The sequence below is a fragment of the Bradyrhizobium sp. BWA-3-5 genome (assembly GCF_032917985.1).
Classification (GTDB): Bacteria; Pseudomonadota; Alphaproteobacteria; order Rhizobiales; family Xanthobacteraceae; genus Bradyrhizobium.
The window spans coordinates 2,826,658-2,849,011 of the sequence record NZ_CP136626.1; the positions used below are offsets into that span (position 1 = coordinate 2,826,658).

The 22,354-nt window shown below is 59.3% G+C and carries 26 protein-coding genes and 2 pseudogenes; 18 read left to right on the top strand and 10 right to left on the bottom strand.

Features of this window, described 5'->3' with window-relative positions:
* Nucleotides 1–5 precede the first annotated feature (5 nt).
* Nucleotides 6–925 (bottom strand): annotated as a pseudogene (locus RX331_RS13455) (IS3 family transposase); the annotation flags it as partial.
* A 146-nt stretch (nucleotides 926–1,071) separates the two neighbouring features.
* Between RX331_RS13455 and RX331_RS13460 the strand changes: the two are divergent.
* A pseudogene (locus tag RX331_RS13460) lies at nucleotides 1,072–1,551 on the top strand (metallophosphoesterase family protein).
* Nucleotides 1,552–1,920: 369 nt separating this feature from the next.
* Entirely contained in the window at nucleotides 1,921–2,442 is a 522-nt protein-coding gene (locus RX331_RS13465; protein ID WP_317257018.1) for a hypothetical protein, read from the top strand.
* 230 nt (nucleotides 2,443–2,672) lie between these two features.
* Here RX331_RS13465 and RX331_RS13470 read toward each other — a convergent pair whose 3' ends face one another.
* On the bottom strand, nucleotides 2,673–3,680 hold the full coding sequence (locus RX331_RS13470; protein ID WP_317257019.1) for a hypothetical protein: 1,008 nt from the start codon (nucleotides 3,678–3,680) through the stop codon (nucleotides 2,673–2,675).
* A 1,026-nt stretch (nucleotides 3,681–4,706) separates the two neighbouring features.
* On the opposite strand from RX331_RS13470, the gene RX331_RS13475 reads away from it, so the two are divergent.
* Nucleotides 4,707–5,156: a hypothetical protein gene (locus RX331_RS13475; RefSeq protein WP_317257020.1), complete on the top strand. Its 450-nt coding sequence runs from the start codon at nucleotides 4,707–4,709 to the stop codon at nucleotides 5,154–5,156.
* A gap of 6 nt (nucleotides 5,157–5,162) precedes the next feature.
* A complete protein-coding gene (locus tag RX331_RS13480) occupies nucleotides 5,163–7,106 on the top strand; it encodes a DUF5906 domain-containing protein (protein ID WP_317257021.1) in 1,944 nt (647 codons plus the stop codon).
* A 355-nt stretch (nucleotides 7,107–7,461) separates the two neighbouring features.
* Here the strand turns inward: RX331_RS13480 and RX331_RS13485 are convergent, their stop codons facing one another.
* A complete protein-coding gene (locus RX331_RS13485; protein WP_317257022.1) occupies nucleotides 7,462–7,719 on the bottom strand; it encodes a hypothetical protein in 258 nt (85 codons plus the stop codon).
* Nucleotides 7,720–7,771: 52 nt separating this feature from the next.
* Here RX331_RS13485 and RX331_RS13490 point away from each other — a divergent pair, with 52 nt between their 5' ends.
* Nucleotides 7,772–8,503, top strand: a complete 732-nt coding sequence (locus RX331_RS13490; protein ID WP_317257023.1) for a hypothetical protein — start codon at nucleotides 7,772–7,774, stop codon at nucleotides 8,501–8,503.
* Between the two features lie 63 nt (nucleotides 8,504–8,566).
* Nucleotides 8,567–9,034 carry a hypothetical protein gene (locus tag RX331_RS13495; protein WP_317257024.1) on the top strand — a complete coding sequence of 156 codons (468 nt, stop codon included), beginning with the start codon at nucleotides 8,567–8,569 and terminating at the stop codon, nucleotides 9,032–9,034.
* Here the strand turns inward: RX331_RS13495 and RX331_RS38780 are convergent.
* Nucleotides 9,031–9,351, bottom strand: a complete 321-nt coding sequence (locus tag RX331_RS38780; protein WP_410708191.1) for a DUF6804 family protein — start codon at nucleotides 9,349–9,351, stop codon at nucleotides 9,031–9,033. The genes RX331_RS13495 and RX331_RS38780 overlap by 4 nt on opposite strands.
* Before the next feature lie 386 nt (nucleotides 9,352–9,737).
* Between RX331_RS38780 and RX331_RS38785 the strand changes: the two genes are divergently transcribed.
* Complete coding sequence (locus tag RX331_RS38785) at nucleotides 9,738–9,866, top strand: terminase small subunit (protein WP_410708192.1); 129 nt, start codon at nucleotides 9,738–9,740, stop codon at nucleotides 9,864–9,866.
* 80 nt (nucleotides 9,867–9,946) lie between these two features.
* On the top strand, nucleotides 9,947–11,404 hold the full coding sequence (locus RX331_RS13500) for an IS4 family transposase (protein ID WP_317252632.1): 1,458 nt from the start codon (nucleotides 9,947–9,949) through the stop codon (nucleotides 11,402–11,404).
* A 46-nt stretch (nucleotides 11,405–11,450) separates the two neighbouring features.
* On the opposite strand, the gene tnpC is transcribed toward RX331_RS13500, so the two are convergent.
* From tnpC to tnpA, 3 genes are all read right to left on the bottom strand, one after another.
* On the bottom strand, nucleotides 11,451–13,043 hold the full coding sequence (tnpC, locus tag RX331_RS13505) for an IS66 family transposase (RefSeq protein WP_317258116.1): 1,593 nt from the start codon (nucleotides 13,041–13,043) through the stop codon (nucleotides 11,451–11,453).
* 93 nt (nucleotides 13,044–13,136) lie between these two features.
* Nucleotides 13,137–13,484, bottom strand: a complete 348-nt coding sequence (tnpB, locus tag RX331_RS13510) for an IS66 family insertion sequence element accessory protein TnpB (RefSeq protein ID WP_135176416.1) — start codon at nucleotides 13,482–13,484, stop codon at nucleotides 13,137–13,139.
* Nucleotides 13,481–13,882, bottom strand: coding sequence for an IS66-like element accessory protein TnpA (tnpA, locus tag RX331_RS13515; protein WP_317252346.1), 402 nt, complete (start codon nucleotides 13,880–13,882; stop codon nucleotides 13,481–13,483). Before tnpA ends, tnpB begins: the two co-directional genes overlap by 4 nt.
* Before the next feature lie 14 nt (nucleotides 13,883–13,896).
* Here tnpA and RX331_RS13520 point away from each other — a divergent pair, with 14 nt between their 5' ends.
* From RX331_RS13520 to RX331_RS13550, 7 genes are all read left to right on the top strand, one after another.
* Nucleotides 13,897–14,709, top strand: coding sequence for a terminase small subunit (locus RX331_RS13520; protein ID WP_317257025.1), 813 nt, complete (start codon nucleotides 13,897–13,899; stop codon nucleotides 14,707–14,709).
* Between the two features lie 17 nt (nucleotides 14,710–14,726).
* Complete coding sequence (locus tag RX331_RS13525) at nucleotides 14,727–14,993, top strand: hypothetical protein (RefSeq protein ID WP_317257026.1); 267 nt, start codon at nucleotides 14,727–14,729, stop codon at nucleotides 14,991–14,993.
* Nucleotide 14,994: 1 nt separating this feature from the next.
* A complete protein-coding gene (locus RX331_RS13530; protein WP_317257027.1) occupies nucleotides 14,995–15,576 on the top strand; it encodes a hypothetical protein in 582 nt (193 codons plus the stop codon).
* On the top strand, nucleotides 15,569–15,913 hold the full coding sequence (locus RX331_RS13535; RefSeq protein WP_317257028.1) for a hypothetical protein: 345 nt from the start codon (nucleotides 15,569–15,571) through the stop codon (nucleotides 15,911–15,913). Before RX331_RS13530 ends, RX331_RS13535 begins: the two co-directional genes overlap by 8 nt.
* Complete coding sequence (locus tag RX331_RS13540; RefSeq protein ID WP_317257029.1) at nucleotides 15,906–16,574, top strand: hypothetical protein; 669 nt, start codon at nucleotides 15,906–15,908, stop codon at nucleotides 16,572–16,574. The genes RX331_RS13535 and RX331_RS13540 overlap by 8 nt, the downstream gene beginning before the upstream one ends.
* Before the next feature lie 107 nt (nucleotides 16,575–16,681).
* The gene (locus RX331_RS13545; RefSeq protein ID WP_317257030.1) at nucleotides 16,682–17,017 is read left to right on the top strand and encodes a hypothetical protein; all 336 of its coding nucleotides are present in this window, start codon (nucleotides 16,682–16,684) and stop codon (nucleotides 17,015–17,017) included.
* A gap of 2 nt (nucleotides 17,018–17,019) precedes the next feature.
* Nucleotides 17,020–17,286 carry a hypothetical protein gene (locus tag RX331_RS13550; protein ID WP_317257031.1) on the top strand — a complete coding sequence of 89 codons (267 nt, stop codon included), beginning with the start codon at nucleotides 17,020–17,022 and terminating at the stop codon, nucleotides 17,284–17,286.
* 824 nt (nucleotides 17,287–18,110) lie between these two features.
* Here RX331_RS13550 and RX331_RS13555 read toward each other — a convergent pair.
* Nucleotides 18,111–18,353 (bottom strand): hypothetical protein, encoded by a 243-nt coding sequence (locus RX331_RS13555; RefSeq protein WP_317257032.1) that lies wholly within the window; start codon nucleotides 18,351–18,353, stop codon nucleotides 18,111–18,113.
* A 212-nt stretch (nucleotides 18,354–18,565) separates the two neighbouring features.
* Here RX331_RS13555 and RX331_RS13560 point away from each other — a divergent pair, with 212 nt between their 5' ends.
* Nucleotides 18,566–20,572 carry a hypothetical protein gene (locus tag RX331_RS13560; protein WP_317257033.1) on the top strand — a complete coding sequence of 669 codons (2,007 nt, stop codon included), beginning with the start codon at nucleotides 18,566–18,568 and terminating at the stop codon, nucleotides 20,570–20,572.
* Between the two features lie 216 nt (nucleotides 20,573–20,788).
* Here RX331_RS13560 and RX331_RS13565 read toward each other — a convergent pair whose 3' ends face one another.
* Both RX331_RS13565 and RX331_RS13570 read right to left on the bottom strand, forming a co-directional pair.
* Nucleotides 20,789–20,962, bottom strand: coding sequence for a hypothetical protein (locus RX331_RS13565; RefSeq protein WP_317257034.1), 174 nt, complete (start codon nucleotides 20,960–20,962; stop codon nucleotides 20,789–20,791).
* Nucleotides 20,959–21,282 carry a hypothetical protein gene (locus RX331_RS13570; RefSeq protein ID WP_317257035.1) on the bottom strand — a complete coding sequence of 108 codons (324 nt, stop codon included), beginning with the start codon at nucleotides 21,280–21,282 and terminating at the stop codon, nucleotides 20,959–20,961. Before RX331_RS13570 ends, RX331_RS13565 begins: the two co-directional genes overlap by 4 nt.
* Before the next feature lie 465 nt (nucleotides 21,283–21,747).
* Here RX331_RS13570 and RX331_RS13575 point away from each other — a divergent pair, with 465 nt between their 5' ends.
* Nucleotides 21,748–22,050, top strand: a complete 303-nt coding sequence (locus RX331_RS13575; RefSeq protein WP_317257036.1) for a hypothetical protein — start codon at nucleotides 21,748–21,750, stop codon at nucleotides 22,048–22,050.
* The gene (locus tag RX331_RS13580; RefSeq protein ID WP_317257037.1) at nucleotides 22,050–22,316 is read left to right on the top strand and encodes a pyocin activator PrtN family protein; all 267 of its coding nucleotides are present in this window, start codon (nucleotides 22,050–22,052) and stop codon (nucleotides 22,314–22,316) included. The genes RX331_RS13575 and RX331_RS13580 overlap by 1 nt, the downstream gene beginning before the upstream one ends.
* The last annotated feature ends 38 nt before the right edge of the window (nucleotides 22,317–22,354 follow it).

Below are 22,354 nucleotides of genomic sequence, written 5' to 3' on the forward strand. Positions count from 1 at the left end.
TATATGAAGCTCTCGACGAAGGCATTCTGGATCGGCTTGCCTGGCGCGATGAAGTGCCAGTCGATGCCGGTGTCCTTGCACCAGGACAGCATGGCGTTGCAGGTGAACTCGGTGCCATTGTCGGAGACAATCGAGCCTGGCTTGCCGCGCCGCTCGACGATCATCGCCAGTTCCCGAGCCAACCGCCGTCCGGAGATCGACGTGTCCGGGATCGCACCCAGGCATTCCTTGGTGACATCGTCGACGATGTTGAGGACGCGGAGGCGCCGTCCATTGGCGAACTGATCGTAGACGAAGTCGATGGACCAGCGTGCGTTCGGCTTCGCTTCCACCAAGATCGGCGCCCGGCTCCCCGTGGCCTTGCGGCGGGCCCGCCGCTTACGGACTGTGAGCCCTTCCTCCCGATAAAGCCGGTGGGTCCGGTTTATGCCCGAAGGCTCGCCCTCCCGCCGCAGCAGGACGAATAGCCGGCGATAGCCGAACCGGCGGCGTTGGTTGGCCAGTTCGCGTAGCCGGGCGCGAAGCTCGGTGTCTGGCGGCCGGCAGGAGCGGTAGCGGATCATCTTCCGGTCCGCGCCCACAATCGAACAGGCCCGCCGCTCCGACAGGCCCATCTTGGCCTCCAGATGCGCCACTGCAGCGCGTTTCGCGGCGGGCCCTACCATTTTTTTGAAAGAAGCTCGCGTAGCGCAGCCGCATCGAGCATCTGCTCGGCCAGCAGCTTCTTCAGCTTCGCGTTCTCATCTTCCAGCGCCTTCAGCCGTCTGGCCTCGGAGACATCCATGCCGCCAAACTTGGCCTTCCAGTTGTAGATCGTCGCTTCCGATATCCCGTGCTTGCGAGCCAGATCGGCGGTCTTCGCCCCGGCCTCATGCTCCTTCAACACAGCAATAATCTGCTCTTCCGTGAACCTTGCTCGCTTCATCCGTCCGTCCTTCTTCGGGGCGGACTCTAACTCCTTCTGGAGGAAATACTCAGTGGCAGGTCACCAGCGCTCCAATTGCCGATGCGTCTGGTTAGCCGTGTTATGCGTGATCGAGTTGGTTGGACACCGCCGTTAGGCGCGCCTTGATGGATGCTGCGGTGCTGAGGATTGGAATCGTCTCGGACACCCACGGGCTGCTGCGGCCCGAGGCCGAGCAGGGGCTTGCCGGCGTGGCGCATATCATCCACGCTGGCGACATTGGTCGCGCGGACGTTCTCGTCAGACTCCGTCGGATTGCGCCTGTCACTGCGGTTAGATGAAACATCGATACCGGCGACTGGGCGGAACGTTATCCCGACACTCAGGTGGTACGGCTCGGGGAGCGATCCTTCTATATCTTGCACGACCTTCAGGAACTGCAGATTGATCCAGCAGTTTGCCGAATTGACGTAATCGTTTCCGGCCACTCGCACCGACCGCAGATCCAAACGATTGACGGCGTGCTATATCTAAATCCTGGTAGCGCTGGGTCACGTCGTTTCAGGCTGCCCGTCACACTGGCTACTTTGGAGCTAACCTCAAGCGACCTTCGGCCGTCATTCACGACCTTAGTCCGCGCCGAGTGAAGTCTCCGCCGCAATTTCGGCAACGCCTTCCCGGGTGAAGGCCAACGCTCCAGCTCGGAACTCCTCTTAAGCGAGATATGTAAAAAGCGGGCGGTGAGTGCTGCTCGTCAGGGGAGCTTTAGGCGACGCTCAGCGAAGCTTTCCGTGTTCTCCACGGCTGGTCGAGCGCCATCACCCCAGATGGACGCCCGCTTTAAGTAGCGGAGAGGGCTGCCGAGTTGTCGGCTTGTCCACCGTGAATCTGCCCAGCCCTGGGCTGTCGACCCGCACGGTCCGGCATCCAGCGGAGCTATTTCCACCCGCAGAGGTGATTTTGATCTTTCCTATGGCGCGAGAAGCAACCTATATCGCGGCCCGGAGGGCACAAGAATGTTTGGAAAAGGGCGGCGAGAGAAGAATCTGCGCGAGCATGAAGCCGCGGAGGCTCAGGCGCGACTCGAGCGGAACCAGCGTGCCGGCAAGGCTATTTATTCCCGGATCGCTGCCTTGAAAAAAGTGCCGCGCGAAAATCTGCCGGATGCGGTGTTCTTGCTGTTCATGGAGGCAAAGCAGCAGGGCGAGCTGATTCGGCGATCGATAAAAGACCGTACCCACTATGACTTCAATTTCGGTGGGATGACCGATGGCGATCTCGCGACTTACCTTGCGCAGGACGCTGCGTCTGCGCTCCGGGATCACGTCACAAATCCGCAGACATTGTTCGAGGCGATGTCTGAGCAATTGCCCCACGTGAACTTCACGATCCAACTGCAGGACGCCGTTGCGATGGTTGCCGCGATGATCCGTGAGCAGCGGCTGAACGGAGTTCTGGAAGGCTTGCGACTTGCCGGGTTGTTGAACGAAGTGCCAAACCGCCGTCGCGAGGGCTCCGAGACCGAAGGGTCGGGATAAGTTTCAATTGGAAGCGGCTGCTGGCACCAGTACAGGCCCGTCTACTCTCCCTAGGATACAAGTGCTTCTCGTTATCGCAAACTACGCCTTCTCGCGCCGCTTTCAACGCTGGACTTCGCGGGTTGAACTCCCGTGGGCAGGACCAAATTCATGGGTGCGTACCCAAGCTGGCGCCGGATTTTGATTCCGCCATTCGGAGGTTCGATCCCTCCCGCCCCAGCCAGTTGATATTACGTGGAAATCTTCTTTTGTTCTGGGGTGCCGTTCCGAACGCTTTCCGGTGCCTCATTCCGAACGGAATCCCCCGGTTCGTTCTGTTCTGCCAGCCGGTGCGCATGGCGTTTGCGCGTCGCGGATAGCATGCGCTTGGCGGTGCGCTTCGCGTAGCCCTCATAGGACTGTTGTGTCCTGTGCGTTGACAGCGCGCGGCCCTGACCGTCCGTCAACTCCGCTTCCTCCAGTTCGGTCATGCCGCCATGCCGGCAGGCGTCCAATGTGAAGTGCGCCGGGAGGTCCAGCTTCTTTCGCATGCGCTGGACCTTGTGCTGCATCGTCGGGAAGGCAAACGGCTTGGCGACGCCCTTTGAAACCTCGCGCAGGATCATCGACACGCCGCGCCGCGGCACTGCTGCCAGCACTTCCTCTGCATCAGCGTAGAACTTGATCGTGGTGCCGTCTGGTAGCGCTTCCTCCAGAGGGTGAGGGGCGACGGTACCCGTCTTGTGATGAGCCACCCGGATGATCGTCGGCGCACTCGGCGCGCGGTAGTCGCTCCATTTGATGTAGCTGGCGATGACGTTCTCGGGGCGCTGTAGCCACTCAAAGCAGATCACGGCTACGGCGGCTACTTCCGGCTCGCCCGCGGCGATGCAGCCGTGCGCAAAGTCATAGACGTCATCACGCGTGACGGCCGGCTTCGCTTTCTTCACCCGGTTTTCGAGTGTGACGCCTAACCAGGGGTTCGGCACGTCCTTTGCGAATTCGTCGGGGAACAGCCGATGTACAACACGCCACGCCTTGCGGCATAACTTCACGACTTTCTCGGCTGTGCGGTCGCGACGCCCGTTCGGGCCGATAACTATTTTCTGATAAAGCTTGTCCGCGCCTCGCGGTGTGATGGTCCTGATCGGCCTAGACCCAACTCTGTCACCGCTTTTGGTGAGAGCGTCGCAAAGCAGGGTCATGGCCCATTCGTAGTCTCGTCGCGAGCGGACGGCGACTTTCTTGGTGTAGGCCAAGCTCTGCTTGTATTCGCGGAATAGCCAATCGACGGTCCCGATCTTCGGCGCTGCCGGTGTCTCGATCGGTTGTCCCTTACGCTGCCGGTTCCATTCGTCGAACAGGCATTGAGGGTGTCAGCCTTCTCGCGCGCGAGCGCGAAGTCAGAGCCTAAAGGCTCGCTAGGTACGGGGCACTTCATGTTGCGATATTTGGTCGGGACCTCGTAATAGAACGATGTCGCGCCGGATTTCAGCCTCTTGATCCGAACGTGGCGGGGAAGCTGCAAAGTCACAAATCCTCTGCGATGTCGCCTGGCACGCCCGGGGCTATCGCTGCATCCAGATCGTCCCTCAGCCATAGTTTCCGCCGCCCCTCCAAAACGCGTGGCTGGGGGTACTCGCTCCCAACCCTCTGCAAGAATGCCTCTACCGTGGACTCCCCGCAATAGCCGGCTGCGAACGCTGCGGGCATGCGGCGCGGCCATGATCCTGGGGGGATGGCGGCTGGTCGAGCGCGGCTCAAATTGCTTCTCCGGTCGAGAATTGAGGTTGCCGCCAGTCATGACCGGAGATGGTTGTTTTCTATAATCACCATTGATTATCGATCACCAATTTTGAAAGACAACCATCTCAATTGATATTCGGCGCGATCTTAACTTTCGGAGACCGCTCCCGATGAGCCATTCGCAATGCGCCGTTCGATACTTTTCACGCAAGGATGCGTCCGACTATCTGTTGGAGCATCATGGCATAAGCCGCACGCCCGCAACTCTCGCAATGCTTGCCTGTAAGGGCGAGGGGCCCGTCTTCCGTAAGGATGGACCTCGCCGCGTCATTTACTCAAGCGCAGACCTGGACGCATTTGCCGCGTCGGCCTTGTCCAAGCCGATACGTTCAACCAGCGAAGCTGCATAACCCGCCGGTCGAGGCAACGAAAAGCCTCGGCCCATTTCTGAACCGAGGCGGGTCGTTAATTGAAATCGCACCGTAGCAGTTGCGATATTCGCACAACAGATCCGCCCTTGCAACATGTAAGGGCACGCAATGAACGCTCACGTTCATCAGGACGATTGGAATGTCTTCGATATCGATCCGTTTGATACAATCGATGCGCGGATCACCGAAAAGGCACGCAGGCTGCATCGCACAAGGCGATGGGTGTTCTTTCCTTATGGCTACTGGACGGAGAAAGACGGTGCGTTCGTAGTCTTTGACCGGCGATATCATCCCCTAGCTCGCAAGCGGCGGGATGGCTCGGTGCAAATTCTGCCCATGCTCGATCTCGATCGCGCGGCCCGGATCGAGTTCAAGAAGCAACATTTCCTCTACGGCAGCATCGATCATCCCTGCGACACTGAGGAAACGCAACAGCGTTTGATTGGTGTGGTTCGGCGGCTCGGGCTGGAGGAAGAAATCCACCATCGTTACGATGTGCTGCATAATGTGTGGGCGGCTCGCCGCAGAAATTTCCGGCGGCTGCTCTGCAGGCGGTGATCGAAGATGAATCCCCCTGTTGAAACCCTTCCGCTCTACGGGTTGGAGGCGATCGGCGACGCCCGACAGGCGATCGTCGTTGAGGACCAGAAAAGCCGCGACGTGTTGGCGACGGTGACGGGCAGGGTGGTGGTGTCCTGGCCGGGCGGGACGCAAGGCGTCAAGCATACCGACTGGACGCCGCTGCGCGGGCGTAACGTCGTGATCTGGCCCGGCGTGGACGGTTCAGCGGATGAGATCGCGAACATCCTGACCAAGCTCAAATGCACCGTGCGCGTCATGGCCGCCGCGGATGAGCACGCCATCCAGAGCGCCGCTGATGCGATCCGCGATGGATGGGACAAGGCGCGGCTCGATCAGTTCATGCGCGAAACCGTCCGGCCGTGGACGCCTCCGAAATCGCCCGCGCCAGAGACGCCCGCCAGTAAGCTTGCAACTCGTGTCGGTACTAGCCCGCAGGCCGCGCCGGCAAAGCCCGCCTGCCTCGCTGAGATGGATGAGTTTAAACGGCCAGAGCAGAGTGACGACAACGGCCCGGTCCAGCCGCGACCGCTTGTCGACGTGCAGGCCGATAGTCAACTTGCCCAGATGGTCCCCGCGCATCATGTCGTGTGGGGTAGCGAAGTCGAGATTGCGGGCATTCTGGCCCGCGAGTTGTCGAGCGATCGTGGCAGCCACGTTGTGCGCGCCGAGGGCGGATTTTGGGCGTTCGAGAGGACCCAATGGTCCGAGATACCTGAACAGCGCATGCGGCTTATGGTTCATATGTTCGATGGTGCGCGCGTTGGCGACAAGGGAACACCCTTAAAGGTCGGCCGGCGGATGATCGATGGCGTCCTGTCGGAGTTGGGCGCGAAGCTCGGGAAGCCTGATTATTTCGAACATACGACGGTTGGGATCAACGCCGCGAACGGCGTCGTCACCTTTGATGAGGCAGGTGATCCAATCCTTCGGCCGCATAGCGCTGACGATCGGTTCCGCTTTACGATCCCGGCTGATTTCAAAGCCCATGATGACATGGAGCCGCCTGACGGCTCGTACCTGCATAACCTCGTCTCGGGCGCATTCCGCGGCGATGATGACGCGCCCGAAAAGCAGCAGCTTCTCGGTGAGATGTTGGGTGCGGCAGCGCTTGGCTTAGCAACGCGACTGCCTCAGCCAAAGGCTTTCGTGTTCCTCGGCGAGACCGCCAGCAATGGCAAGAGCACGATCGCGCGCCTGCTCTCATGTCTCTTGCCGGCCGGCTCTGTCTCGTCGATCCCGCCCGCAGCGTTCGGAGATGAACGGCGTATCATCAATCTGGCCGGCAAGGCCGCAAATGTCGCGGACGAGCTTTCCGCTAGCGCAATCGCTGGCGAGGCATTCAAAGCAGCAGTGACCGGCGATCCGCTTGAGGGGCGCGACCTCTACCGCTCGGCTGTCACCTTCTCGCCCAGGGCGCTGCATTGCTTCACCACGAACACGTTGCCTCGTTTCAACGGCGGCCTTGACCGTGGATTGCAGCGTCGTCTTGTGGTCGTCAGATTTAACCGCTCGATACCGGAAGACGAGATCATTCCTGACATAGCGGAGCGTATTCGACGCGATGAACTGCATTTGCTGCTTCAGTTCGCCGTCGCTGGCGCGCAAAGGCTGATCCGAAACAAGACCTACACGATACCTGCTTCCTCTAAGGAAGCCCTGCAAAACTGGCTCATGCTGGACCCGGTCAACGAATGGTTGGCAGGGCAGACAGCCAAAGCCGACCATGAGCCTGCCGGTGGTTGGCTCACGACCGGAAAACTCTACGCCAATTTCAAGGGTTGGGCATTGGATGAGGGCCACAACGAACGCTTTCTGCCGCCAGTGAACACGTTCTCGCAGCGCCTCAAAGCCAATGGCATACAGATAAGCCGCCGCTCAGGCGGTTCGGTTGCGGTAGGGATTAGGCTGGTAGGCTTGCCCTGGTAGGGGCCTTTGATTCGTTCGGCTTGGTCAACGGGAATTCTCGACGGGCCGGTGAATAACCCCTTTAAGAGGCACTTTTTTGCACCGAAATGTGGGGAACGGTCGCAGCCCGCGTGGACTCCGGAGCCCATCCGCACCATCATACTTGCGAATCGGCGGTGCTGATTCGCCAATGAAAAGCCGGGCAAATCCTCCCCAGGCCGCCCGGCCTTTCATCTCGATCACGACTGCGGCCGTATTGGCCTTTCTTCAGCGTGTGTGGAGTATCACTGCACGCCTGATTCTGAAAGGTCAAGAGGCCCTACTGCCGGAGGCTGTCTTGCGCACGATGACCACATAGCACGTTCAACGCCGATAATTACGAAACCACCGAGAGGTGAGTTTGCGTTCGGCGAAGGCTCGCAGCGAACAGGTTCAGCAAGTTCTGTCCGGCCCAAATTGAGGCCGCTTTTGCCAGCACCTCAAACCTGCCCTCAGCGCAATCCTCCAAGACGACGAACACACCTCCATCTCCACCGAGCTCATCGAGAGCTTGATCATCGAACGTGGCGCGCGAGATTTCGGTCAGCCACAGGGTTCGATGGTTATCAATTGCGATAGAAAGGTCTTCGTCCATGTCGTTAAGTCCTGTTCTCCATCCTTCCGTCCGCGAGCGACGGGAACCGCGGATGTCTGCTGCTGCGCTCGCCGAGTATCTGATAATGCGCCCCAACGGACAGCAGAACGTGCTGCACGATTGCAAATTTTCGCGACCACCGATCGTGACTGCGAATGGTGACGCTTTACGGGCGCTACGCGCATACAATGCTGACCCTCGACGCTCGGAGGAAACCCTAGTTCGGGTTAAGGAAGCGTTAACCATAAAAGCCCGGGACCAAACCATCAAGCCAAAGGGGCGTGAGGATGCTCTGCGTTGCCTGGAGATCATTGATCTTTTCAGTCAGCGCGAGAACGCCCTTGGTATGCGCAGGATGGCCCTGAGCGAAGCGCCCGACTTCCCCGCGATCAACATCGAAGGCGTTACCGTCTCGATCCAGCCGGATTTCCTGGTCGGCGGCGGTCGCGGCGGTGCTCGCGTCGGGGCTGGCCTCTTGCGGGTCGCGAAGGCTCCCGACCCCGGAGCCTGCAAGCGTGACGAGACAAAGGCTCGGCGGGGCGAGAACCGTCGCGACATGGCCCGGTATCTGGTTGCAATGATGTACATGCTGCTCGATCAGCAAGACGGAGGCCTCGGAACGATAGATCGCGATCTGTTCTTCGTCGCCGACGTGCGGCTTGGTGAGCGCATCGGCCCGGCCTCGGACCACAGCGTGCGAATGAGGGATATTCGTGGTGCCTGCCAGCAAATCCGCGAATTGTGGCCCAGTATCAAGGCCAAGCCGGCCCTCTATCGCAAATGACAGTCGGTCGGCGGAGCGGCTTCGCGTCGCTTCGCCGTCCTCACAATCCGGAGGAGATATGAGATGATCAGTGAAGCAATGGCCGGCGCGAGCGCGCTGAAAACAGCGTTCGACATGGCTAAAGCGCTGAAGGACATCAACGACGCCGCCACACGGAACGCTGCTGTTATCGAGTTGCAAGAGAAAATCCTGTCCGCCCAGCAGGCGCAATTCGAAATGTCGAAGCGCGTTGACGAACTGGAGAAAGAACTCGCCGCCATAAAGAGCAAGGCTGACGAGCGTAACCGGTACCAGCTTAAGGACTACGGCGCCGGTACCTTTGCCTACGAACTGAAGCCTGCAGAATCTCGCGGGGAGCCGCACCACCGGGCGTGCGCAAAGTGCTTCAATGAAGGAAAAATCAGCATCTTGCAGTTTTCGCACAAAACGGAGGGCCAGGACTGGTTCGACTGCCGGCGATGCGACCACAATCAGGCGTTCGGCGTTCGGGTTCGACGTGACACGGACTACTCACATCATTCCGATTTCTAAGTCGACTTAATCCGCACGGCGAATAAGTGCGCAACGATTACAAGCGCCGCGCCTATGTCCAGATAGAACCACGTGGAGCGGTCCAAGTGGGCCGGCACAAGCGGATTCAACAGGATTGCCATCCCCACAAAGGTCAACGGCCATATGCGAGTGGGCGTGCCGTTCTCCCAGGTATGAAAGAAAACCACCACCGCAAAGCCACAGACCACAATTCGAAGGATCGTGTAATATCCATAGGGCAAGTTAAACGTGGCTATGATCAAGAGCGCGGCCGTGATCGGCCAGACCCACCACGGAATTCGATTGACGCCTCTCATTCCAGCCCCCCGCCCCAACTTTTGTTCGGCCGCATATTCGCACCGGGTGACGTTAATTGCACACTGGTGGCACACCAGTGCAGCACCCAATTTGTCTAAGTCTTGTGGATATCAAAGGCCTATCGGCAAGTGACGCACTCTGAGGGCAAACCTCTATATAGGCCGCGGATACGTCGATGTATAACCGGCTATATCTTCGTGCGTACTGGGATTTTTTGAAAAGAAGTGTACCACTTTATTATAAGCCGTTGATTGCAGAAAGAAGTCTTCATTTCAGGTGCTGCACTAGTGTGCAATGTGTGCCACCGACGACCGCCGCGAACTGACATGTAGGGAAATGCAGTAGTTGTTTATGAAACAACCATTGCCGGGCCATGTCTCGACGCATGGCTCTAACCGCAAAGCAGCAACGATTTATCCAGGAATTTTTACTGGATTTGAACGCCACCCAGGCGGCGATCCGTAACCGTCCGGTGAGGCTTTCAATTACCCATAACTTTGACCACTCGGACTGATCCGCTGATCGGCGAAATCTTGAGTCGAAAGAATCACTTGTGATTCCTTGCTGAGCACCTGATTCGCGAGGGGGTGCTCTATGGGGCTGAGATTAAGGGATCGATCGACAAAAGGCTGTTTGCGATCCTTGGAAGGTGAATGTTGGATTGATCGAGAGACCAGTGGATGCGAGTTTAGGGACGCGCGGCTCGGCGACAGATTCCGCAAACTGCTCACGCAGATTGGAAGCGCCATGGGACAAAGCATTCCGCTCGTCTGCCAGGATTGGGCGAATACCAAGGCAGCCTACCGCTTCTTTTCTAATGACCGGGTCAGCGAAGCGGACATTCTGGCCGGCCATTTCCAATCGACACGTGATCGTGCCGCCGCCGCTGAAGGTCTCGTTCTTGTGCTACACGACACAACCGAATTTAGCTATCAACGCGAAAAGTCAGAAGCGATCGGCATCACCAAGCGCATAAACAGTGGACGAGATAAGGCGGGCCGCCTCAGATCGCACACGGTTTGCGGCATCCTGATGCATTCGAGCCTCGCAGTTACAATCGAGGGTGTGCCGCTGGGGCTGGCGGCCATTAAGTTCTGGACCCGGAAGAAATTCAAGGGGACGGCAGCGCTTAAAAAGAAGATCAATCCGACCCGGATTCCGATCGAGAAAAAGGAAAGCGTCCGGTGGTTGGAAAATCTCAAGCAGTCTACGCAACTCTTGGATCATCCGGGACGATGCATCCATATCGGTGATCGCGAGAGTGACATCTACGAGCTTTTCTGCGCAGCACAGGAGATCGGAACGCATTTCCTGATCAGGACCTGCGTCGACCGCTTGGCTGGAGACGGGGATCACACGATCGCCGACGAAATGGACGAGGTCGCCGTCAAAGGGCTCCATCGCATCGGGGTCAGAGACAGCAACGGCGATCCCGACCAGGCCGTTCTTGAGATCAGGTATCGCAAGATTCGCGTCCTGCCGCCGATCGGAAAGCAGAAGCGCTATCCCGCTCTGACCCTGACGGTGATCCATGCCGAAGAGCGCGGGACGCCGAAAAACAGAAAGAAGATCGATTGGAAGCTGATCACCGACCTGCCTGTTGGTTCCCGCACCGACGCCATTGAGAAGCTCGAATGGTATGCTTTGAGATGGAAGATCGAGGTGTTCCACAAGATCCTCAAATCGGGCTGCAAAGCTGAGGAGTCGAAACTCAGGACCGCCCAGCGTCTGACCAATCTGATCTCGCTCTTTTGCATCCTGAGCTGGCGGATCTTCTGGATGACGATGCTCAACCGTTCCGCCCCAGACGCACCGCCAACCCTCGCGTTGACTGCGACTGAAATCTGCGTGCTCGATCGCCTCGTCAACGACAAACCAAAAGTAAGACAGAAAACGCTCTCGCACTATCTGATCAAGATCGCCCGGCTCGGCGGTTATCTCGCCCGCGCCAGCGATCCGCCGCCCGGCAATACCCTCATGTGGCGCGGGCTGTCACGCCTCACCGACATCGCGCTGGGCGTCATGGTTGGAGGAGAATTTGTGGGTAATTGAAAGCCGGTGAGGGCCGCACGGGTAGTCGCGTGGCGCGATGGTCCGATCAAGCAGCGGACTGAACAGGGGTATTCTTCCATTCCCAAGGCAGCAGTTCATCGAGCCGACCTTGCGGGGTGCTGGCGATGCGGGCCAAGATGTCCGCCAACCAGGCCTGCGGGTCGATGTCGTTGAGCTTTGCCGTCATGATTAGCGTCGCCATGATAGCGGCGCGGTCGGCACCACGTTCGGAGCCGGCGAAGAGCCAGGACTTGCGGCCGAGGGCAAAGCCGCGGAGCGCGCGCTCCGCCGCATTGTTTGTCAGGCAGATCCTCCCGTCATCGATAAAGCGAGCGAACCGGTCCCAGCGGCGCAGCATGTAGTCGATCGGCTTGGCGACCGCGGACGAGTTCGACAGCCGAGCGCGTTGCTCGCGCAGCCACGCTTCCAATGCCGTTAAAAGCAGGGCACTTCGTTCTTTGCGCACCCGCAGCCGCTCTTCGACGCTTTGGCCGTTGATGCCGCGCTCAATATCGAACAGCACGTCGATGCGCTTGACCGCCTCCAGCGCGATCGGCGAGATCGCCGTGGCGTTCTTGCCGCGTCTCGCATTGGCGGCGATGTCCGCCAGCTCAAAGAACTGCCGCCTGGCATGCGCCCAACAGAGTGCGGGCGTGACCGGTCCCTGCGCGCGCGAGGCGTCATACAGCTCGTTATAGCCGCTATAGGCGTCGGCCTGCAGGATGCCGGTGAAGCTTTGGAGATGCCGCGTGGGATGCTCCTGCCGTCGATCGCGCGAGGCGTAATAGAGCGCGGCCGGCGGCGCCCGGCCAGCAAACGGCCGGTCGTCGCGAACGTAGGTCCAGATATGTCCCTTGACCGTCTGGCTCTTGGCCAGGATCGGCACCGTGGTGTCATCGCCGTGCAGCCGCTCGGCGGCGAGGACATGGCGCTCGATGAGCCGATAAAGCGGCTGCAGGACGGTCGCACAGGCGCCGACCTGGTCGGCCAGTGTCGACAGGCTCAGATCGATGCCTTCCCGGGCGTAGCGCTCGCTCTGCCGGTTCAGGGGCTGATGTTGGCCGAACTTCTCGAACAGGATCATGGCCAGGAGGTTGGGGCCGGCGAAGCCGCGTGGAGTCACGTGGAAGGGCGCCGGCGGCTGGGTGATCGTCTCGCAGTCCCGGCACGAGAACTTCTCGCGCACCGTCTGGATCACCTTCCACCGCCGGGGAACGACCTCCAGCGTCTCGGTAATATCTTCGCCCAGCTTTGATAGCTTCGATGAGCCGCAGCAGGGACAGCTCTCCGGTGCGGCGACGACGACCCGCTCGCGCGGCAGATGATCGGGGAACGGTTTGCGCGACGGGCGCTTGCGCTGGAAGGACTTGACGGTCTGCGTCCGAGCCGCCGCCCTCTCAGCCGCCAGCTCGGCTTCGGTTGCGGTTGCTTCCAGCTCTTCAAGCTGAAGCTCCATCTGCTCCAGGAGCCGTGCCTTGCGCTCCGAGCGGCTGCCGTAAATCTGGCGACGCAGCTTCTCGATCTCGAGCTTGAGGTAACCGATCAGGGCCTCGGTCGCCTTCGCGTTGGCAGCTTCCGCTTTGGCGCTCGCCGCGACCGCTTCCGCCTGAAGGCGCGCGGCGCGCTCCGCGCGGATCATCGCATGCGCGGCGGCAAGATCGGTGGGAAGCGATTCAGATGTGGTCACGAAGCGATGGAATCACATCCATCACGATCCGGGAAGCGCAAAGCCTCATCCGACCGAGGTCGGCCGCCAGGTCTCTTGTGGGTGCCTCCAGTCGATCCCGGACAAGAGATAACCGAGCTGCGCCGATGAGATCGTCACCACGCCCTCGGCCGGGCTCGGCCAGATGAAGCGGCCCCGCTCCAGGCGCTTCGTGAACAGGCAGGCGCCCTGGCCGTCATGCCAGATCACCTTCAAGAGATTGCCGCGACGACCGCGGAAGCAAAACAGGTGGCCACCCAACGGGTCGCGATGCAAGATCTCCTGAACCTGCAAGGCCAGCGACGGAAAGCCCTTCCGCATATCGGTATAGCCGGTCGCGAGCCATACCCGCACGCCGGCCGGCAACGGGATCATCGTGGCCGTCCGTCAGTCAGCGCCGCCACGACTGCGCTCAGCGTCGCCGCGTCAACCGCGCCCGTGATCCGCATCCGAGCCCCGGCCGCGAACTCGATCTCGATCGCACCGCAGGTCCCAGAGGGTGCCGTCAACGGTTGCCGTTCTGGCGCAATGGAGACTGCCGCAAAACGGACTTCGTCAGCTTGACGCTGCATCGGCCCGGGCTCGAAAGCGAGCACGCCAGTGCGCGCCTGCCGCCGCCAAGCCGTGACCAGATTGCGGTGAACATCATGTCGTCGAGCAACCTCGACAACACTGGCCCCAGGCGCCAGACTCTCCTCCACGATCCGAAGCTTCTCGGCAGTGGTCCACCGCCGTCGCCGCTCTGGACCGGACAGAACCGTAACCCTCGTCACGTTTGCTCATTTGTTTGCAAATTAATGAGCAAATCATCTCACGCCCGAGCACAATCCGGGAAGGCGGCCCTCACCGGGGGCTTACAGCGATCCGTGCTGGCTACTCCAAGGGAACGGCCGATAAGCAAGGGCCTCGGCTGCTGAGCAACGCCGAGGTAAAGGCCGCGATTGATGCGGCCAAGATCGAACGATCCGAGAGAACCGAGATCGACGCCGCTCGCGTCCTTAAAGAAATCGCCGCCATGGCGTTCTACGACCCGGCCGACTTGATCGGCATCGCTCGCGAGTTAGCAGGCAGCGAGAAATGCCGCCAGGGCGAGGGCGTCATTGAGATGGGCGGCAAGCGGTATGCGGTCAGCGGCATAACCTCGCCTGCACACATTGCCGGTCTGTCTGAGAACGTGCGCCGTGCGATCGTCGGCTGGAGTTGGGATCGCAACGAGAACCTTACGCTCAAACTAGCGGACAAGTCTAAGGCGCTGGATCAGCTTGCGCGCCACCTGTCGCTCTACAACGATCGGCTGGAGGTCAGCGCCGTCGAGGGGCTGAGCGAAAGGATTGCGCGGGCGAAGGATCGTGCCAATGCGCACGATAGGCTTGCTGCGCCCGCTACTGCAGCAGCTTTGCCAGCACAGCCGGCCATGCCCGCCGCGAACGTTGCACCGGCGTCGGAAGCGTCGCCGACAGGCCTGCCCGGACCCGCCGCGCCGTCACCGCCAGCACCGCCGCCGAAACAGTACCAATCGATCATGCCGCGTGCACCTGAACCGGCGCCGTGGCCGCAGTTCGGCGGCTTCGCCGCCACCGACTACGACCCAACCACCTGAGAACGAAAGGCTCTCTAATGGCGACAGTTGCCCAGAACATCACAACGATCACGACGCAAGCGGCCGTGCTCGACAGCCTCGTCACTCAGTTCCTGGCGGCGAAGGCGCTCATTGATACGGCTGAGAACGAAATTCGGCAGGCGCAGCCCACCGCAAATCACCACGCGCGCGCGGGCCGCATTCGCTTGGCTCTATACGCTCACGCGCTGATGGGAAACCCGGGGCTGAACGGCGGCAAGACCGTTGCCGCTCTTGCGGCTGAGGCATGGACAGGAGTTAGCTGATATGAATACGTCATCAATCTACCAAGTCGAGACGCAGATCGGAGCCGCGCGGGAGCGGCTCGCGGCTCTGGATAAGGAGGCGCAGGACCTTGCTCTGCCTGCGGTGTCCGGCGACCAGGACGCCGTTGCCTCGCTCGCTGGCATCAATGCGCAGATCAGCCAGATTGTTGCTGACTTGGCGGTATTGGATCGCGCAAGGTTCACAGCAGTAGAGCAGAAGAGAGAGGCCGACGAGGCGAGAGATGCGGAACGGCGCGCTCATCATCTGCAGATCGCGCGCGATGATGCCGCTAAGATCATTCGGCTATCGAGCCAAGCGGATGAGTTGGTCGATAAGTTCGATGCGTTGCTTGTCGATCTATTAGATGTAGATCAGCATCTTTGGCGCGCTCTCGCGGAGGCCAAAGCGCAGCCCAGCGACGCTGTCGTGGGTAGGCGCGGTATAAGCCAGATCGCCGTCGCACGGATGCGCGAGGTCGTCGATCGCCTGAACAAGCACGTTCGACACCAACGCCCGGTCGCGGTGGTCGCCGCAGTGGCGTGGTCGGAATTGCTCAAAGCGACAGACGATGCCGATGTCTGAAATGGAGGAGTTTGATGGCGATGACGTCATGGTCGCTATCCGGTTCATTGCCAAAAAAGTCGCTCTAATCCGAGGCGAGATCGTCGATGAAATTAGGCTGAGCGGTGGGTCGAAAGTGCCCTCGTCGGCAGCCGAGAGGAAAATCTTGCTCGTCGCCGCTGTCAAGGCGACAGCGTCGGCGGCCGGCAGGACGGCATTAGCTACCGTCCGGAAGGTTGACGCCGTCGACATTGATATCGCGATCCAGATGATCGCCAACGATCCAGGTATCATCGAAAAAGCAATCGCGGCGGCGACGCAGATCGAGTTCCAATCTCAGGAGACACCTCATGTCTGAGCCCAATGCCGCGCATGTTCTTTTTCCAAACGACGCGCCGAAATCGCAGCAGCCACCGGACTGGTTCAAGGCCGGGCAGACCGCAGCCGAACTGCGCTTGGCAGGTGAGCACGGTGGTGCGCCGGTGAAGGTGCCGGCAACGGGCACGAACGGCGACCCTTCGTCCACTGCCGGTTCCGCCGATGCCGCCAAGCCCGACGTTGCATCCGTCTTGTTCAAAGATGACGCGGTCGATCGCGGTGCAAACGAAGTGGCGGAAATTCTCGGCGGCTTCGCAAACAGCGCAATCGCCGACAACGACCGTGGCGAGCGCTCCAGAGCGATCGAGGCCGCGCGGGATGGCGTCCTAGCCGACGCGAAGGCTCATGGCATGGACATCGCTGATCTGGCTGAGGCGATGACCGTGGTGAAGGAACGGCAGGCCGACACCATCTCAGAAGCCACGCCGGAACAGGTGGAGCAGCGCATGGCTGATGGGCTTGCCGCCTGCTATGCGGAAGGTATCACTGATGCTGATCTCGGTATTGCGCGTCGTTTCGTGGCTGACCTCGAAACTGTCGCGCCTGGGACGTTGTACACGCTGGAGAGGAGCGGTGCGGGCAACGACATCAGACTAATCCGGAAAGCGATTGCCGAGGCAAAGAGGCGTGGGTATCGATGACCGGTTGCGCGCTATGCAAGCAGCCCGTCTCAGCGCTATCGCTTGACGATGTGATTGCGACCTGACGTTTAAACGGGCTTCAGACAATACGCTACGCGCGGTTCATCATGAAAATTGACCCCATCTCCTGCCCGTGCTGCAAGAAGGCTGTACGCTTTCCATCGCTGGATATCGTGATCGACCATTGCAAGCTCCCTCCGATGCAGGCTCGCATTCTTGGTGCGCTGTGCAAGGGCAAAGGTCAGCCGGTTCAAACTGAGATGATCATCGCCGCGATGGATCGAGGCCTCGACGTGAAGAGCCACACCTATAACGACTTCAAAATTGAGCTTTGCCGTCTTCGCAGGCGACTGAAGAATGTCGGCATCGCTATCCCAAATGTAGGCTACGCGCAGGGCTATCGTATCGTTTTCCCGGAGCACATGGAAATGAGAAAGGACTAGCAATGTCACTCGCTCAAAAACTCCGAAGTGAGGCCAGGCAAATTGCCTCGGCCGGCCTCGTCGGCCCCGCCGAAGAGCAGGCTTTGCAGCGGCGGCTCACCGACGCCCTTGCCGGTCAGCCGTCGTTCGAAGACGCAACGCTGATGGCATACGCGGCGACGGCAGCGGCTGGCGGCAACGGCGACGGTGCAGGGTCGGCGTACGGCTCTTGGTATTCCAACATCGCGGCGAAGCTCCATGATCTGGCGACGGATGCGGCGGGTCGGTAACGCGGGATCAGCGCGCCTGTCTCCGGCAGCGCCCTGCTGCCGGCTAAACTGCAGCGCGTCAGGAAACGGAATAAAAAAATAGTGGAATCTTTTTTCCGCGAATCACTTTACAGAAAAACGGCGGGCCGGGGCTGAGCCGGACACCGCCGAAAAACTTGGGGCTATTTGCCCTTCGGTTTTTTAATGGTCTCAACGACGTGTGTGCTGGGTTTCCCCTGCGCCGTTTTGACCGTGGTGAAGCGCCCATTGATGGCGCTACGACCGATGCGTGCCATTCCAATCACCTCCTTTCCGGGCCGCGGCCCCGCGTATAGCCAGGACACGGATAGGCGATGGCGCGAATCAACACGCATCTGAATTCGATCAGCAAAACGCAACTAGAGCGAGTCTTTTCGATAGACTTTCCACGTAGAAAGCAGGTTTCACATTTAGGCAACGGCTGAGCAGCGATGTCCTAAGCGGACGGCCTTTTCCTCGTCGGGATTTTCCGCCTGCGCGCGCTGGCGTGCACGCGCAGGCTCATCAGTAGCCGTGAGCGCCAAGGATAGACGCCACTCCGCTGAACATCACTCCGATACCTGAATACAAAGCTGCCCGGCTATTGATCTCGCCGCTGCGTTGGGCCTGCGAATGCATGCCAAACATGGAGATCCCACCCGCCGGAATTCCTGGCGGCCGATCGGCCGCCGGGGGCGCGGAAACAGGAAGTGGAGCGGGTGGTATTGGCGCGGCTGGCTTCACGGTGCTAGCTCGCCACCACTCGATGGCTGATGCTAGACCGGCCAGCGTCGCGAGGGCCGCAAACAGTACAGATGCCTTCATAATCAATATCGCGGGGTCCGGGTCCCGACTGCGCCGGTGTACGGGTTCACATTGCCGCGTGTGGAGTAGTTGTCCATCTGCGTGCTGTTCGGATTCGTCGCGTGAGAGCTCCCGACATAGGTGCCCTGGCTGTTGACGTACGGCGAAATGGTGTGGCTGCGCGAATTCGAGCCGGTACCGTAAAGCTGCGCATGCGCGGCGGTCGCGCTGAGAGCCAAAGCGGCGGCCAAGATGATCTGTTTCATTTCCTAATCTCCCCCCTGGTTTAATTCGCACGCGGATGCAACCAGGGCGGAAGGAGGCGTGCAATCCAACGAAAGTGGAATCTGCTAAATCATCCACAGGTATGGGAGCAAGCCTCACCGGTTCACGCTGGCAGGGCGCACCTGAGGAAAATTGGAAGAAATAACTGTTAGCGGCTCATCGTCCCACCGATCTCAGAAATTGGCAGGACCACATGACCGTTGCGAGCGAAGAAAACCGATCTGGCCCTTACATCGGGAACGGTTCGGCGACAGTATTCAACTATGATTTCCGCATTCTCGATGAGGCACATATCAGGGTCGTCCACGCCGACGCGAATGGTATCGAGACGGAATTGACGCTCGGCGCGGACTATTCGGTCTCGGGCGTCGGCCTGTCGGGTGGCGGGTCAATCACCATGACGACTGCCCCGGCCGTTGGCCAGAAGATCACTATCCTGCGGAATGCGCCGTTCACGCAAGAAACTGACCTTGAAAATCAGGGCGCATACTTCGCGGAAACGATCGAGGCGGCGCTTGACCTCTCGGCCATGCGCGATCAGCAATTGAGCGAGCGGATCGATCGCGCGATCCTGATCCCGGCCTCCACGCCTGACTATGATCCGGACCAGCTTATCAACGATGTCATCAACGTCAGCCTCAACCGTACCGCGACGGAGGTCGCGCGCGATCAGGCGGCGGCTTCCGCGTCCGCGCTGGGCAATCAGGCGCATCAGTACGATACGCGTACGCTAGCCGCAGCGGCGATCATTCCGGCAGGCGTGAACGTCATTCGAACCCATGGCCTTACCACGGCCGGCGATGGCGGCGGTGCCACCTATATCAAGGGCACAAACGGCAGCCCCGGCGCGTTTCAGGACGCAGGCGGCCAATATTGGGGGCTAGTTAAAACCCGAAGAGATTTAGTGCCGACGTACGATACCGCGACAGCGCTTGCTGCGGACACGGCGGCTACTTCTGATCAGACGATCATTCGCACGCGGGGGAAGTTGGCGATCGGTGATTATGGCGGGGCGACCTATGTCCAGGTTGCCTCTGATCCCGCGCAGCCGGGTGCGTTCCAACTGGCGAGCGGACGCTGGGTCAAATTGCTTGAGCCGATCGTGACCCCGGAAATGTTTCAACTCTCGACTGATGCGGGCAACGATGCTTTGATGTGGGCTCGCCTGTTCGACTACGTCAATACGGTTGGTGCCGAGGGGGCAGTTGCCTCTCACAAGACGTATACGTTCGCCACTTCGTGTGCGATCACGGTCCCACTGTTGTGGCGCACCAAGGTTCGAGCTCACGGAGCGATCTTCACGACCAACGGTGCGATTTGGCAATTCACCGTCACGGGGGGAGGTTATTCCGGTGGTATGGACCTGGAAGGGTTTTCGTTCGACCACCAGAACAAGAATGCAGTGCTCGGTGCGTTCAAGCTCGCGAGAGCGGGCTGCGTTCGCATCATAAAGCCGGTGATTAAAGCCGGCCAGACAACGAACGCCAACTACATCGGTATCTACATAACGGAAAGCACTCCGGGAAATAGTTCGACCGGGTCGTTCTGGAACGTCGTTCAGGATCCCCAGATATTCACGACGACGGCCGATCTGGTCCCCTTCGGCGTCCTATTTGACGGAGCTGCAAACCAATGCCGGGTTATTGGTGGATTGATCAACGGCAATCTTCGGTCAGTATCTATTTATCCTGGAACGAGTCCAAATTTCTATAGCTCGAACAATATCGTAATTGATGGCGTTTCCTTCGAGAGCGGGTCATATGGCGTGTATTTTAATGGCGTTTTAGGCAACGCAAATACCGCTCCAGATGGACTGAAGATCATAAACTGCAGGTTCGAGTCTATGTCCCAAGCAGGCGTTATCTTTGTCAACGCCAACCAACAAGCGCCGTTTGCTGCGCCAGAGCTTCATGGAAACATGTTCGTCGGAACGCCCACTCCGATATCGAACCCCAACAACATTCGCATCAATTCCACCGACCGGCCACAGGATCTTTCCGGCACGGTTTCGTTCTCTGGAAACACACAGCGCACCGTCACCTTCCCGGTTAATCAGCCGAGCACGAACTATGTTGTTGCGCTGGACATTCCAGCCAATCAGCTATTCTGGGTTTCTTCCAAGGCCGTCGGCAGCTTCAATATCAATACAACTGCAGCCTTTACGGGGACGGTTGGCTGGACCCTGACGCGACTTTCGTAGTTGCGCGCGCCGACTGGAAGCTAGGCTGGAAACGGTACGCCAGCGGTTTGCGAAGATCGCAACACGTTTCAATTACCGCTTGGCGGCAGTGGAGGGAAAGGATGTTTCGGCGCTGAAGTATCTACTCGGATATGAAGAAAAGGCCACGCGGCCTTAGCATGACCCCGATTAAACGAAGAGTGGCTGCCCGCTTGGCATGACCTGGAGTACGTGGACTTACCCACTGGCGAGCATTTGCTTTAAGTCTGCAACCGCTTCATCGAGCGAGTTATAGGGCGTCAAGCGTCCGGAAGTACCTCCACTCTTGTACTTCACGTGCATCTTCCACTTGCCATTTTCGAATTTGAAGATGATTTCGTCGCCGTCGGCTAGTTGGATCTTCTCGCTCATTGGTGGGAATCCTCTCTGCGGATGGCGCTACTTTTGTATGGGGCCAGCGCTCGTCGCCCATCTTCGCTGACACCGACGGTAATTCCGTTATGGCCACCATACATGACCACTGACGCGACATCTTCAACGGTCAATCCAAGATCGCGAGCGATCTCGTGGTAGAGATATTGTTGCATGTCGGCGGGATCATTTGCGATTAGAGTGTTGAGGTGATCAACCACCCGCCGTGCCATGGCATTATGCTCGGCCGCCTTTCGCTGCAGATTTTCCTTTGATCCTCGGTATGAATCGAGGCGCGGTTCTAATGGTAGCTTGGTCATTAGTCGTTCCGAACATTTTTGCCTGCAGGTTTCCAACCGATGCGAATATCGCAACAAGTTTCGATAACAGCAACAAGTGATGCGATCTTGCCTGCGGCCAGCGGCCCGCCGACTCGGGTAAAGACCGATTTCAGTATAGACGCCTGCTATTCTTTCTTCCGAGATGGGGACTTCTTCCGCGTCTGGGTTTGCTCTCGGTGACTTACTTCTCGATCAATCGCGGAGCGGATCATGTCTAGCCTATTCTCGCCCGGCTCCAATACGGCATCCATCCTCTCCTTTGCCCCTTCAGGCAAAGTGAGATTGATATTTTCGCCCCATAGTTTCTTCCGACCCATAACCCGGCAATTTGCATGTACACGAAATTTAGTCAATGCCGCTTTTTCATGTACATGATACTTGACATCGTTTCGTGTACATGAAATAAGGTTGCATCCTAACGCAACCATGAAAGGATGGATTGCCATGTCGACCTTCGCTAACACCGTCACTCGCGGCGACGGCTATCTGATTTCAAAATTCAGCAAGCTTCAGGTGGCCGCGCGGCTTGCGCAAGCGGAGATCAGCGCCATTCCGGAAACCGCGCGGCCCGATGAAGAGCACGAGGCAATCCTGTGGGCGATAGCACCGGTGGAGCGCCTTGCGAAATCCATGTCGTTGTATGAGGCGTCTACGCAGGTGGGTGCGCAGATGTTGCAACGGGTCTCGGCCTGGTTGGACGGCAATGGCTTGGATTGCTTCCTAGAGCCTCTGGAGATCGCGGCTTGATGAACACCGCGTTCCTACTTATGGCGCAGTACCAGGGCGCGGCGATCATTCCGCTGGAATTGGTGTGCAAGGACTATTTCAGCCACCTGACGCCGGTCCAGTTCACCAGGAAGGCAACCGATGGCGAGATCGACTTGCCGGTGGTCAGGATCGAGACGAGCCAGAAGGCCGCGCGCGGCGTTCACTTGTTAGACCTTGCGAAGTGGATTGACGATCGCCGCGCGGCAGCGCAAAAAGAGCTTGATCAACTGCAGGGACGCCGATAAGCGCCTTTGTTCTGAACAGAAGCCCGGCCGTCGGCCGG